The sequence below is a fragment of the Microbacterium sp. AISO3 genome, from assembly GCF_002204305.1.
GTDB lineage: Bacteria > Actinomycetota > Actinomycetes > Actinomycetales > Microbacteriaceae > Microbacterium > Microbacterium arborescens.
In genome coordinates this window covers 14,768-27,070 of record NZ_NHRF01000013.1, presented here as the reverse complement: position 1 = coordinate 27,070, position 12,303 = coordinate 14,768, and the positions used below count along the sequence as shown (strand labels likewise).

The 12,303-nt window shown below is 71.6% G+C and carries 13 protein-coding genes; 11 read left to right on the top strand and 2 right to left on the bottom strand.

All coding sequences use genetic code 11. From position 1 onward, the window contains the following. Positions 1–38: 38 nt before the first annotated feature. Genes glmS through CBF90_RS15065 form a run of 8 tightly spaced genes read left to right on the top strand, consistent with a single transcriptional unit; the run spans position 39 to position 6,586 of the window. Positions 39–1,889, top strand: a complete 1,851-nt coding sequence (gene glmS, locus CBF90_RS15100; RefSeq protein WP_023954372.1) for a glutamine--fructose-6-phosphate transaminase (isomerizing) — start codon at positions 39–41, stop codon at positions 1,887–1,889. A 25-nt stretch (positions 1,890–1,914) separates the two neighbouring features. After that, positions 1,915–2,271: a holo-ACP synthase gene (locus CBF90_RS15095; RefSeq protein WP_064955366.1), complete on the top strand. Its 357-nt coding sequence runs from the start codon at positions 1,915–1,917 to the stop codon at positions 2,269–2,271. Beyond that, a complete protein-coding gene (gene alr, locus CBF90_RS15090; protein ID WP_088380988.1) occupies positions 2,268–3,401 on the top strand; it encodes an alanine racemase in 1,134 nt (377 codons plus the stop codon). The genes CBF90_RS15095 and alr overlap by 4 nt, the downstream gene beginning before the upstream one ends. Continuing rightward, a complete protein-coding gene (gene tsaE / locus CBF90_RS15085) occupies positions 3,401–3,904 on the top strand; it encodes a tRNA (adenosine(37)-N6)-threonylcarbamoyltransferase complex ATPase subunit type 1 TsaE (RefSeq protein WP_023954378.1) in 504 nt (167 codons plus the stop codon). The genes alr and tsaE overlap by 1 nt, the downstream gene beginning before the upstream one ends. 36 nt (positions 3,905–3,940) lie before the next feature. Next, positions 3,941–4,600: a tRNA (adenosine(37)-N6)-threonylcarbamoyltransferase complex dimerization subunit type 1 TsaB gene (tsaB, locus tag CBF90_RS15080; RefSeq protein ID WP_023954380.1), complete on the top strand. Its 660-nt coding sequence runs from the start codon at positions 3,941–3,943 to the stop codon at positions 4,598–4,600. Beyond that, positions 4,597–5,064 carry a ribosomal protein S18-alanine N-acetyltransferase gene (rimI, locus tag CBF90_RS15075; RefSeq protein ID WP_023954382.1) on the top strand — a complete coding sequence of 156 codons (468 nt, stop codon included), beginning with the start codon at positions 4,597–4,599 and terminating at the stop codon, positions 5,062–5,064. Before tsaB ends, rimI begins: the two co-directional genes overlap by 4 nt. Then, positions 5,061–6,128 carry a tRNA (adenosine(37)-N6)-threonylcarbamoyltransferase complex transferase subunit TsaD gene (tsaD, locus tag CBF90_RS15070; protein WP_064955362.1) on the top strand — a complete coding sequence of 356 codons (1,068 nt, stop codon included), beginning with the start codon at positions 5,061–5,063 and terminating at the stop codon, positions 6,126–6,128. The genes rimI and tsaD overlap by 4 nt, the downstream gene beginning before the upstream one ends. After that, complete coding sequence (locus tag CBF90_RS15065) at positions 6,125–6,586, top strand: hypothetical protein (RefSeq protein WP_064955361.1); 462 nt, start codon at positions 6,125–6,127, stop codon at positions 6,584–6,586. Before tsaD ends, CBF90_RS15065 begins: the two co-directional genes overlap by 4 nt. Here the strand turns inward: CBF90_RS15065 and CBF90_RS15060 are convergent. After that, the gene (locus CBF90_RS15060) at positions 6,565–7,791 is read right to left on the bottom strand and encodes a class I SAM-dependent methyltransferase (protein WP_088380987.1); all 1,227 of its coding nucleotides are present in this window, start codon (positions 7,789–7,791) and stop codon (positions 6,565–6,567) included. The two genes, CBF90_RS15065 and CBF90_RS15060, sit on opposite strands and share 22 nt — an antisense overlap. A 143-nt stretch (positions 7,792–7,934) precedes the next feature. On the opposite strand from CBF90_RS15060, the gene groES reads away from it, so the two are divergent. The 3 genes from groES to CBF90_RS15045 all read left to right on the top strand — a co-directional run bounded on the left by groES (position 7,935) and on the right by CBF90_RS15045 (position 10,873). Next, entirely contained in the window at positions 7,935–8,231 is a 297-nt protein-coding gene (gene groES, locus CBF90_RS15055) for a co-chaperone GroES (RefSeq protein WP_023954390.1), read from the top strand. Positions 8,232–8,353: 122 nt separating this feature from the next. Further along, positions 8,354–9,295: an EamA family transporter RarD gene (rarD, locus tag CBF90_RS15050; RefSeq protein ID WP_088380986.1), complete on the top strand. Its 942-nt coding sequence runs from the start codon at positions 8,354–8,356 to the stop codon at positions 9,293–9,295. Positions 9,296–9,514: 219 nt separating this feature from the next. Continuing rightward, the gene (locus CBF90_RS15045) at positions 9,515–10,873 is read left to right on the top strand and encodes an ABC transporter substrate-binding protein (RefSeq protein ID WP_023954394.1); all 1,359 of its coding nucleotides are present in this window, start codon (positions 9,515–9,517) and stop codon (positions 10,871–10,873) included. A gap of 424 nt (positions 10,874–11,297) precedes the next feature. Here CBF90_RS15045 and CBF90_RS15040 read toward each other — a convergent pair whose 3' ends face one another. After that, complete coding sequence (locus CBF90_RS15040) at positions 11,298–12,287, bottom strand: hypothetical protein (protein ID WP_088380985.1); 990 nt, start codon at positions 12,285–12,287, stop codon at positions 11,298–11,300. Positions 12,288–12,303 lie beyond the last annotated feature (16 nt).

Here is a 12,303-nt window from a genome sequence, read left to right as displayed (position 1 = left end):
CACGAACGCACCCGGGCTGCCGATCTAGGATGGAGCCCATGTGCGGAATCATCGGCTACGTCGGCCCCCGTCCCTCGCAGGACATCCTCATCTCCGGTCTCGCCCGCCTGGAGTACCGCGGTTACGACTCTGCCGGCATCGCCGTCATCGACGGCGAGGGCGGTCTCGGCACGCGCAAGCGCGCCGGCAAGCTCCAGGTGCTGCGCGACGATCTCGCCGCTCATCCCCTCGCCGACGGAACGACCGGCATCGGCCACACCCGGTGGGCGACCCACGGCGGTCCCACCGATGCCAACGCGCACCCGCACCTGGCCGACGACGACAAGCTCGCCGTCATCCACAACGGCATCATCGAGAACTTCGCCGAGCTGAAGTCCGAGCTCGTCGCCGAGGGATACACCTTCCGCAGCGAGACCGACACCGAGGTCGCCGCCGTGCTGCTGGGGCGCGAGTACCAGGCATCCGGCGATCTCGTCGAGGCGTTCCGCGCGACGGTGTCGCGCCTCGAGGGGGCCTTCACCCTCCTCGCCCTGCACCGCGACCAGCCCGGGCTCGTCGTGGGCGCCCGGCGCAACTCGCCGCTGGTGATCGGCCTCGGCGACGGCGAGAACTTCCTCGGCTCCGACGTCGCTGCCTTCGTCGAGCACACCCGGCACGCCCTCGCCATCGGTCAGGACGAGATCGTCGCGATCACCCCGCAGGAGGTCACGGTCACCGACTTCTCCGGCGACGCCGTCGACGTCGAGCCCTTCGAAGTCGTGTGGGATGCCGCGGCCGCCGATAAGGGCGGCTGGTCGTCGTTCATGGCGAAGGAGGTCTCGGAGGAGCCCGAGGCCGTCGCCAACACGATTCGCGGTCGCGTCCACGACGGCTTCGTCCAGATCCCCGAGCTCGACGGTCTCGACGAACTGTTCACCGGTATCGACCGCATCATCGTCATCGCGTGCGGCACGGCCGCCTACGCCGGCATGGTCGGCAAGTACGCGCTCGAGCAGTGGGCCCGCGTGCCCGTCGACGTCGAGCTGGCCCACGAGTTCCGCTACCGCGACCCGGTCATCGGACCCCGCACCCTCGTGGTGTCGATCAGCCAGTCGGGCGAGACGATGGACACCCTCATGGCCGTCAAGTACGCCCGCGAGGCGGGCGCGAAGACTCTCTCGATCTGCAACACGCAGGGAGCCACGATCCCGCGCGAGTCCGACGCGATCGTCTACACCCACGCCGGTCCTGAGGTCGCCGTCGCGTCGACCAAGGCCTTCGTCGCGCAGATCACGGCGCTCTACCTGCTGGCTCTGCACGTCGGCCGCGTGCGCGGCGCCCTGACCGACGAGGCGATCGCCGAGCAGGTGGCTGAGCTCGAGGCCGTTCCCGAGAAGATCGCGCGCGTGCTGGCCGGCGAGCAGGAGCACATCGAGCAGTTCGCGCACTGGATGGCCGACACGCGTTCGGTGATCTTCCTCGGCCGCCACGTCGGCTACCCGATCGCGCTCGAGGGCGCGCTCAAGCTCAAGGAGATCTCCTACATCCACGCCGAGGGCTTCGCCGCCGGCGAGCTCAAGCACGGTCCGATCGCCCTCATCGAGCCCGGCCAGCCGGTGTTCGTCATGGTGCCTTCGCCGACGAGCTCGCCCCTGCTGCACGCCAAGGTCGTCTCCAATATCCAGGAGATCCGCGCCCGCGGTGCCCGCATCATTGCGGTGGCCGAAGAGGGGGATGCCGCGGTGCTCCCGTTCGCCGACGAGGTGCTGCGCATCCCGCTCGCCGAGCCGCTGTTCGAGCCGCTGCTGGCCGTCGTGCCGCTGCACATCTTCGCTATGGGCCTGGCGACCGCCAAGGGCCTCGACGTCGACCAGCCGCGCAACCTCGCCAAGTCGGTCACGGTCGAGTGAGCCGGTCCGGGCGGAAGAGGATGCCGTGATCGTCGGCATCGGCGTCGACCTGGTCGACGTGCCGCGCTTCGAGCGCTCCCTCGAGCGCACGCCCCGCCTGCTCGACCGACTCTTCTCGCCGAGCGAGCGCGCGCTCAAACCGCGCTCGCTGGCCGCTCGCTACGCCGCCAAGGAGGCCCTCATCAAGGCCCTGGGCGGTTCCGAGGGCGTGCACTGGGTCGACATCGAGGTGGCATCGGAGACGTCGGGGCGCCCGGTGTTCGCGCTCACCGGCGAGACGGCGGCGACCGTCGCCGCGCGCGGCGTCATCGCCCTCCACCTGTCGCTCTCGCACGATGCGAACCTCGCGACCGCCTACGTGATCGCCGAGGCGGCATCATGACCCCGCGGCCGCTTCGCGAAGCGCTCATCGACGTCGAGGCGATCGAGCACAACGTCCGTCATCTCCGGCGCCTCGTCCAGACCGAGGTCATCGCCGTCGTCAAAGCCGACGGCTACGGCCACGGCGCGGTGCGCGCCGCGACGGCGGCCCTGTCGGGGGGAGCCTCGCGCCTCGGCGTCGCCGACATCGCCGAGGCCGTCGCGCTGCGCCGGGCCGGGATCACTGCGCCCCTCGTGGCCTGGCTGCACGGCCCCCAGACCGACTTCCGCGAGGCCGCGGAGCACCGCATCGAGCTCGGGATCTCGAGCCTTGTTCAGCTGCAGGCCGCCGCGGCCGCGGCATCCCCCGGTCAGCCGGTCGGAGTCCATCTGAAGGTCGAGACCGGCCTCGGGCGCAACGGTGTCGAGCCCCGCGAGTGGCAGCGCGTCTGCGCGGAGGCGGCCCGTCTCGAGCGCATCGGACAGCTGCGGGTCATCGGCGTGTTCAGCCACCTGTCGAACACGAGCATCGACGAAGACCGGGCTGCGCTCGCCCGATTCCACGACGCTCTCGCCGAGGCGGCGGCGGCCGGCGTGCACCCGCCGCTGCGCCACATCGCCGCGTCGAACGCCGCGATCGCGCTCCCGGAAGCGAGGCTCGACTGCGTGCGCCTGGGGCTGGCAATCTACGGCCTCTCGCCGCTTCCGGATCGGTCCTCCGCCGACCTCGGGCTCCAGCCCGCGATGACCCTGCGCACCGCGGTCGCCGCCGTGCGCCGCGTGCCCGCGGGCCAGGGCGTCTCGTACGGGTACACCCATCGCACCGCGAGCGAGACGACGCTCGCCCTCGTACCCCTCGGCTATGCCGACGGCGTGCCGCGACAGGCCTCCGGCCGCGGACCGGTGGTGATCGGCGGCCGGCGGTTCACCGTGTCGGGGCGGATCGCGATGGATCAGTTCGTCGTCGACGTCGGAGACGCCGACGTCGCGATCGGCGACGAGGTCGTTCTCTTCGGCGACCCCACGCTGGGGTTCCCCGCGGCGGCCGAATGGGGCGACGCCGCCGACACGATCGACTACGAGATCGTCACGCGGATCGGCCCGCGCGTGCACCGCACGGCGGTATCGTCCGAGATGACGGGAGGCCGGTGATGAGCGGAATCGACGAATACCTGGGCGAGCGCGAGGTGACCTCCGCCGATGAGATGGAGGCGTGGGGGCGCGAGATCGGATCGCGGCTCCGCGCGGGCGATCTCGTGGTGCTGACCGGGCCTCTGGGCGCCGGCAAGACGACGCTCACCCGGGGGATCGGCGCCGGCCTCGGCGTGCGCGGACCCATCCAGAGCCCGACGTTCGTCATCGCGCGCACGCACCCCTCGCTCGTCGACGGGCCGCCGCTGGTCCATGTCGACGCCTACCGCCTCGGGTCGCCCGCCGAGCTGTCGGACCTCGACCTCGACCTCGACGCCAGCGTCACCATCGTGGAGTGGGGGCACGGCATGGTCGACGGGCTGCGCGAGAGCTGGTGGGAGATCGAGCTCGAGCGCGGCTGGAGCGGCACGGGCCTCGACAACGCCTGCGGCACGAGCGGTCCGGCGGCCGCGGAGATGGCCGACGCCGCCCCGCGGATCGTCACCGTCACGCGACGCCCCTGAGCGCGCGGCATCCCGGCCCGGGCTACCCTGGGTGACGTGATTCTGGGCATCGACACCTCGATCGGCACGGCCGTCGCGATCGTCGACCCTGCGGGGCGCGTCCGGGCCGAGGCCGTCAGCTCCGACCCCCGCGGCCACGCCGAGGTCATCGGCGATCTGCTCGTGCGAGTCTTCGGCGAGGCGGGCGTCGAACCCGCCGAGATCACGGCCGTCGCCGCAGGCATGGGCCCGGGACCCTTCACGGGACTGCGCGTCGGGATCGCGGCCGCGCGGGCGTTCGCCCTCGGACGCGGCATCCCCGTGGTCCCCGTGGCGAGTCATGACGCGGCCGCCCGCGCTCACGTCGACCCCGCGTTCGCCACCGCCGGCGCGGCCCCCGTCGAGGGCGAGCCGATCGCGATCGTCACCGACGCGCGTCGCCGGGAGCTCGCCGTCTCGGTGTACCGCGTCGAGAACGGGATACCGGTGCGCATCGTCGATCCCCACCTCGTGACGCGCGCGTCGACCGAGCCCCTCGATCTCTTCGGCACCCCGGCGGCCGAGCTGCCCGAGACGACGGCGATCAGCGCCGCCGCCCTCGCTCGCGTCGCCGGGGAGCGGCTCGCCGCGGGCGCCGACGCCGCCGACGTTGAGCCCCTGTATCTCCGGGCCCCGGATGTGACCGTACCCGCGGGGCCGAAGAAGGTGGGCACGTGAGCCTGCGCACGGCTACCGCCGATGACCTCGACGCCATCATGGCGCTCGAGGAGGCGTCGTTCCCCACCGACGCATGGAGCCGCACCGCCATGTCCGCCGAGATCTCGTCGCCGCACGGCCGGTACCTCGTCGACGTCGAGGACGACCGGGTCGTCGGGTACGGCGGAGTCCGCGCCGTGCCGGGCGCGGCCGACGCCGACATCCAGACCCTCGCCCTCGACCCCGCCTGCCGGGGGACGGGCCGCGGCCGCGGCCTGCTCCGCGCGCTGATGGCCGAAGCCCGCGACCGCGGGGCACGGGAGCTGTTCCTCGAGGTCCGCGCCGACAACCCCGTCGCGCAGGGGCTCTATCTCTCCGAGGGATTCGTCGAGATCGCCCGTCGCCCGCGCTACTACCAGCCCGACGACGTCGATGCGATCATCATGCAACTGAACCTCCGCGGTGAGGGAGGGACCGACCGATGACGACCACCCCGACCCGTTCCGAGCCCCTCGTCCTGGGCATCGAGACCAGCTGCGACGAGACCGGTATCGGGATCGTGCGCGGACGCACCCTGCTGTCGAACACGATCGCGAGCTCGATGGCAGAGCACGCCCGCTACGGCGGCGTCGTGCCCGAGGTCGCCGCGCGCGCCCACCTCGAGGCCCTCCAGCCGGCGATCGAGGCCGCCGTGGCCGAGGCGGGCGTCTCGCTGCAGGACCTCGACGCCGTCGCCGTGACGAGCGGGCCCGGGCTGGCCGGTGCGCTCATGGTCGGCGTCGGCGCCGCGAAGGCCCTGGCCGTCTCGCTCGGGAAGCCGCTGTACGCGGTCAACCACCTCGTCGGTCACATCGCCGCCGACATCCTGACCGGTGACGACGTCGAGTACCCGACCGTCGCCCTCCTGGTCAGCGGCGGACACACCTCGCTCCTCCTCGTGCGCGATCTCGTCTCCGACGTCGAGATGCTCGGCGAGACGATGGACGACGCCGCCGGCGAGGCGTTCGACAAGATCGCCCGCATCCTCGGCCTGCCCTATCCCGGCGGCCCCGAGATCGATCGCGCCGCCGCGAGCGGCGACCCCGACGCCATCCGGTTCCCCCGCGGCCTCTCCCGCGCCTCCGACCTGGCCGCGCACCGATACGACTTCTCCTTCTCGGGGCTCAAGACCGCCGTGGCGCGCTGGGTCGAGCAGCGCGAGGCCGCCGGCGAAGCCGTGCCCGTCGCCGACGTCGCGGCATCCTTCCGTGAAGCGGTCGTCGACGTGCTCGTCACCAAGGCGCTCGACGCGTGCGCTCAGCACGGCGTCCCGCGTCTGCTGCTCGGCGGCGGGGTGATCGCCAACCGGCGACTGCGCGAGGTCGCCCTCGAACGCGCTGCAGCCGCCGGCGTCGCGGTGCGCATCCCGCCGCTGAGCCTGTGCACCGACAACGGGGCGATGATCGCGGCGCTCGCCGCCGAGCTCATCTCTTCGGGTGCCGAGCCCTCCACCCTCTCGTTCGGCGCGGACTCGACGCTTCCGGTGACCGAGATCCAGGTGCGCGGGTGAGCGACGACCGGCTGCGCAGTCGGCGCCCCGCGGTGGACGCGCCGACGGGCGATGTCGCTGCGGCGCCCGAGGCCGCGCCGCTTCCGGGGGAGCACCGTGGCGGGTTCCAGCGCGAGTTCACGCAGCCGACCCCGCTGCAGTTCGTCCCCGCGGCCGAGCGACCGGCCGAGCCCGTCGTGCCCGAGCCGCGGGTCGAGTGGGCTCCGGCGCCCGAGATCCTCCCGCGGTCGGGAGCGTGGGCGCTGGCCCTGGGGATCGTCGCGCTCGCGCTGTCACTGTTCGTCGGGTGGGCGTTCCCGCTCGGCATCGCCGCCGTCGTGATGGCCGTGCTCGCCCTCCGCCACCCGTGGGAGAGTCGCACCGTGGCCGTCTGGGCGCTGGGCCTCGCGGCGCTGTCGATCCTGTACAGCGCGGGCTGGCTCGTGTGGGCGGCGGCTCAGGCGGGGCTGCTGGGCTGACTCGCGCCACCGGGCTCGTCCTCGACGCGATCCGCGAGGACGGCGACGCGGCGATCACCGATGCGCGTGAGGAACAGCGTCGCCGACGCGCTCCCCGACAGGCGCAGCTTCTTGCGGAACTGCGCCGGATCGATGTCGACGCCGCGCTTCTTGATCTCCAGGATGCCGATGTCGGCGCGTCGGAGGGCGGCCTCCATCTCACGCGGTTTGAGCGGCAGCACGTCACGAACGCGGAACGTCGTGGCGAACGGGCTGGTGCGTCCGGCGTCGGATGTCATGTACGCCGTCCCACCGGCGAGCATGCCGGCCTCGAGCGCGCGGGCCACGTCGCCGATCAGTCGCGCACGGATGACGGCGCCGTCGGGCTCGTGCAGGTAGGCGCCGAGGTCGCGGGGGTCGGCGTCGGCGGTGTCGGCGGGCGCGGTGAGCTCGGCGGCACGGTCGCCGCGCAGAACGAGGGCCGAACGGCGCACGCCCGGGCGGGCGAGGGAGCCCGACCACACCACCAGCTCGATGGTCGAGCCGTCCGCGCTGATCCACTGCGCCTCGCCTTCCGGCGGGAGGTCGTCGCGGTCGAACGCGGGCCCGAGCTTGATCCCGGTCGGCATCCGCCGCGCGAGGTCGAAGGCCCAGTCGAGCGACGGCGTGTAGTCGGATGCCGCGACGCGCCGCGTCTCGCTGTGGCCCGAGGTGCGGCGGGCGGGATCGAGCCAGACCGCATCGATACCGTCGAGATCGGTCTCCTCGGCGCGGCCGTGGCGCACCCGGGCGGACGAGCCGAACGGGGCGAGGTTGTAGGCGGCCAGGGCGGCGGTGATCTCGTCGGCGTCGACGGCCAGGACCTCGAGCCCGATGCCCGCGAAGCCGAGTGCGTCGCCGCCGATCCCGCAGCCGAGGTCGGCGACCCGCGCGATGCCGGCGTCGCGGAACCGGCCGGCGTGGCGTGCGGCGACCGCGAGACGCGTGGCCTGCTCGAGACCCGCGCGGGTGAACAGCATCCGGTCGGCGAACGGACCGAACTTCGCCCGCGCGCGCTCGCGCAGCCGGGCTTGACCGACGACCGCCGACACGAGGTCGGGGGAGAGGCCTTCGCGCCGCAGCCGTGACACGGCCGATGCGGCATCCGCGGTCGAGGAGATCCGGAGGGTGTCGACCAGACGGAGTCCCTCGGGGGTCAGCAACGCGGAGAGCTCGGCGTGATCCACCACGACAGCCTACGCGCGGGGTCGGATCGATGCCGCGGCAGGTTGGCACTCGCGTTGCGTGAGTGCCAACGTCCCCCTAGACTCGGAGTTGGCACTCTCAGGGTGAGATTGCCAACAAGTCTTGTCGAAGAAAGAGGTAGACCGTGTCGGTTTCCATCAAGCCGCTCGAGGACCGCATCGTCATCAAGCAGGTCGAGGCCGAGCAGACCACTGCGAGTGGTCTGGTCATCCCCGACACCGCCAAGGAGAAGCCCCAGGAGGGCGAGGTCGTGGCGGTGGGCCCCGGCCGCATCGATGACAACGGCAACCGTGTTCCGCTCGACGTCGCCGTCGGCGACCGCGTGATCTACAGCAAGTACGGCGGAACCGAGGTCAAGTTCGGCGCTGACGAGTTCCTCGTGCTCTCGGCGCGCGACGTCCTCGCCGTCGTCGTCCGCTGACGCAGAGCTCTTCCACGAAGGCCCGGGTGCACCGCATCCGGGCCTTCGTCATGGCAGGCGCGCGGCGGCGGATGGCAGTCCGCGACCGGCGCAGCATGTCATGACCGTCCTATGCTTGGCCCGTGACACCCCTCGATCCCGCCCGTGAACGCTCGCTCGGCGGGATCTACGCGTTCTCGGCGTACGTGCTGTGGGGCTTCATGCCCCTGTACTTCCTCACGCTCGCCCCGATGGGCCCGTTCGAGGTCGTGTCGTGGCGCATCCTGTTCTCGCTCGTCTTCTGCGCGATCCTTCTCACGGTGCTCCGCGCCTGGGGCAAGCTGATCGCGATCCTGCGCACGCCGCGCCTCGTGCTGTGGACCATCGTGGCCGGCCTGCTCATCTACGTGAACTGGCAGGTCTTCCTCATCAGCACCCTCACGGGGCACGTGATCGAGGGGAGCCTCGGGTACTTCATCAACCCGATCGTCACGGTGCTCCTCGGCGTCCTCGTCCTGAAGGAGCGGCTGCGGGTGGCGCAGTGGGTCGCCATCGGCATCGCCGCCGTCGCCGTCGGCGTGATCGTCGTCGGCTACGGAGCCTTCCCGTGGATCGCGCTGACGCTCGCCGCGAGTTTCGGAACCTACGGCCTCGTGAAGAAGCAGATCGGGCCGTCGGTCGACGCCGTCAGCGGCCTGACACTCGAATCGCTCTGGCTGGCGCCGGTCGCGATCGTTCAGGCGATCGTGGTCGCGCTCACCGGCGGGCTGGTGTTCGGCTCGGTGAGCCCCGGACACACCGCGCTGGTCACCCTCGCGGGTGTCGTCACCGCCGTGCCCCTGCTCTTCTTCGCCGCCGGCGCCCGGCGCAGCAGCCTCACGGTGATCGGCCTGCTCCAGTTCGTCGCGCCGATCCTGCAGTTCATCACGGGAGCCTGGATCCTCGGCGAGCCGATGCCGCTCGAGCGATGGATCGGCTTCGGGCTCGTCTGGCTCGCCCTCGTCGTGCTGAGCGTCGACTCTCTCCGGGCCGCACGTCGCCCGAAGCGCATCGACGAGGCATCCGACGTCGCTCCCGTCGTCTGAGGCTCCCGCTTCGCATTCCGGCTCGTCGGCTCGGCGCGATGACGGTCGTGACAACGGTCCCAACCGCGGAATGACAGGCCGTACGCGAGGCCGCAGATAACGATTGGGTCGCGTAACAGACCGTTAACACATCGCAACATCGCCGACGCGGACGCGCCACTAGGTTTGACCCAACCTCGCGGGGCTTCGGTGCCGCGTTCCCACTCATCAAGGAGCACAATGGGCGTTCTCACCCGTTCCCGCACCGCGAAGGTCCTCGGCGGTATCGCCGTGATCGGCGCGAGTGCCCTCGTCCTCGCAGGCTGTGCCGGAGACAGCGAACCCGCTGCGTCGGGCGACGCCGGCGGGAACACCTCGGCCGATTTCCCCATCGACTGCGAAGCGGCCGAGCCCGCGTCGTACACGCCGGAGTACACCTCGACCTCGACGGGTCCCGGCACCGACCTCACCTACACGATCGGCACGGCGCTGCCCGTGACCGGCAACCTCGCGTTCCTCGGCCCGCCGGAGATCTCGGCGACCGAGTTCGCCGCCTCCGAGATCAACGCCGCGGGCAAGGGCATCACGATCGACCTCAAGCAGGGCGACTCGGGTGACACCGACAACAAGGCGTACGAGACGGAGATCCCCCGACTGCTGGGCGAAGGTGCCACGGCGATCATCGGAGCGGCATCCTCGGGCACGTCGCTGCAGTTCATCGACCAGGTGATCGCGGCCAACGCCATCCAGTTCTCGCCGGCCAACACCTCTGCCGCGTTCACCGGGTACAAGGACAACGGCCTGTACTGGCGCACCGCTCCCTCCGATGTGCTGCAGGGCGAGGTGCTCGGCAACCTGATCGGCGCCGACGGCAACGAGACGCTCGGCATGATCGTGCTCAACGACGCCTACGGAACCGGCCTCGCGTGCTTCACCAAGGCCGCCTTCGAGGCCGCCGGCGGCGAGGTCGTCGCGACCTCGCTCTACAACACCGGTGACACGAACTTCTCGGCCCAGGTCGAGGACGTGCTCGCGGCCGGCCCCGACGCGATCGCCCTCATCACGTTCGAAGAGGTCAAGACGATCATCCCCGAGCTCATCGGCGCCGACGTGTCGCCCGAGCAGCTCTACCTCGTCGATGGCAACCTGGCGAACTTCGGCGATGACTTCGAGGCCGGCACGATGGCCGGCGCGAAGGGCACCTACCCCGCCGTCGACCCCGCGTCGATCGCAACCTTCCGCGACAACCTGCAGGCGTTCTGGACCGGTGCCGGCAACGCCGAGCTGCAGGACTTCACCTACGGGCCGGAGTCGTACGACGCGGTCGTGCTGCTCGCCCTCGCCGCGCTGCAGGCCGGATCGACGGCCGGCCCCGACGTCGCGGCGAACCTGCAGGCGGTCTCGGGCGGCTCCGGTGACGGCACGAAGTGCACGAGCTTCGCGGAATGCGCCGACCTGATCATCGCCGGTCAGGCCGCGGACTACGACGGCGTCTCGGGCCCGATCACCTTCAACGAGGTGGGCGACCCGACGGAGGCCTCCATCGGTGTCTTCGAGTACGGCGACGACAACAACTACGAGTTCGTCCGCGTCGGCTGATTCCCACGCACGAGGGCCCCGGTCTCCCGGCCGGGGCCCTTCGTCGTATTCGCTCGGAGGCGGGGTCGCGCCCCCGCTCGGGTTGGCAGTTCCCGCCCCTTCCTATGCCTCGAGTGGGCGCGAGCTGCCAGCTGAGCTGCGGGTTCAGGTTTGAGTTGGCAGTTGATGCCCCTTCTTATGCTCCGAGTGGGCATGAGCTGCCAGCTGAGCTGTGGGGCCTGAGCCGCGAGCCGGGCGTGGAATCGCTGAGTCGAGCAGAGTGGGGCCTCACTCGGGTGGCAGTTCGTGCCCGCTCGCGGGCCCAGAGTGGGCTTGACCTGCCAACCGAGCTTCGGGCTCAGGTTCGGGTTGGCAGTTGATGCCCCTTTTTGGGGCCCGAGGGGGCGTGAGCTGCCAACTGGGCTCTGGGCTCTGGGCTCTGGGCTCAGGTTCGGGTTGGCGACGGAGACCAGCCGCGGCGCCTGAGGGCACCAGCCACGAGAGCCACGGCCGCGGAGCCGGTGGGGCGGATGTGCGCAGAGGTGAGCCGCACCACCTCGAAGCCCAGAGCAACGTAGGCGGTGTGCTTCTCGATGTCGCGCGTCCATTGACTCCGCGATGTGCGGTGGTGGTCGCCCTCGACCTCGGCGATGACGCGGTACTCGGGCCAGACGGCATCCGCGATTCCCGCCAGCCGCCCCGAGCCGTCGCGGATCTCCTGGTCGAGCAGGGGCTCCGGCAGCCCGGCCGCCACGAGGCCGAGCCGGAAGTCGGTCTCGAGCGGCGACATCGCGCCCTCGCGGATGAGCCCCAGCGCTTCGACGAGCTTCGCGGAGCCGACGCGCCTTCCGGCGGCGACCGCAGCGGCGAGGTCATCGAGCGTGCACAGCCGCGCCTCGGACCGGCGCCGCCCCCGCTCACCGCGCGGCACCCGCACGAACGCGTCGCCGATGCGCACGAGCTCGCGCACGCCGGCATTCCGCCCGAGCATCGCCCACGTCGACGCGGGCGACGACACGCGCAGGCCATCGAGAGTCGTGACCTCGACGTGCGTCGGAGCGAGCTGACGCCCGCGGATGCCGCGCCGCCGCGGCGCTCGCTCCGGCGCAAGCACCCCGACCTCGAGCTCGCCGGGGGAGTGGGCGCCCGTTCCCCACAGCACCGCCGCGGTCCTGCCGCAGAAGAATGCCCGACCGCCCATGATCGAGGCGTAGGCCCGCGCATCCTCGAGAACGCGGCGCCGGATGGCCTGATCCTCCGCGAGCGGTCCTGCCGCCGCGGCATCCTCTGCTCCGCGCCTCCGGCGCACGCCGCGGAAAGGCGCGTCGAGGTCGGCTGCACGCAGCCGCTTGCGTGAGACGCCCGCGGCCGCCGCGTCGGCACACGAGAACGCTCCGCCGAGGGCTTCGGGGAGAGGCTCGGGTCGTCGCGGCATCCCCCGATCCTCCTCG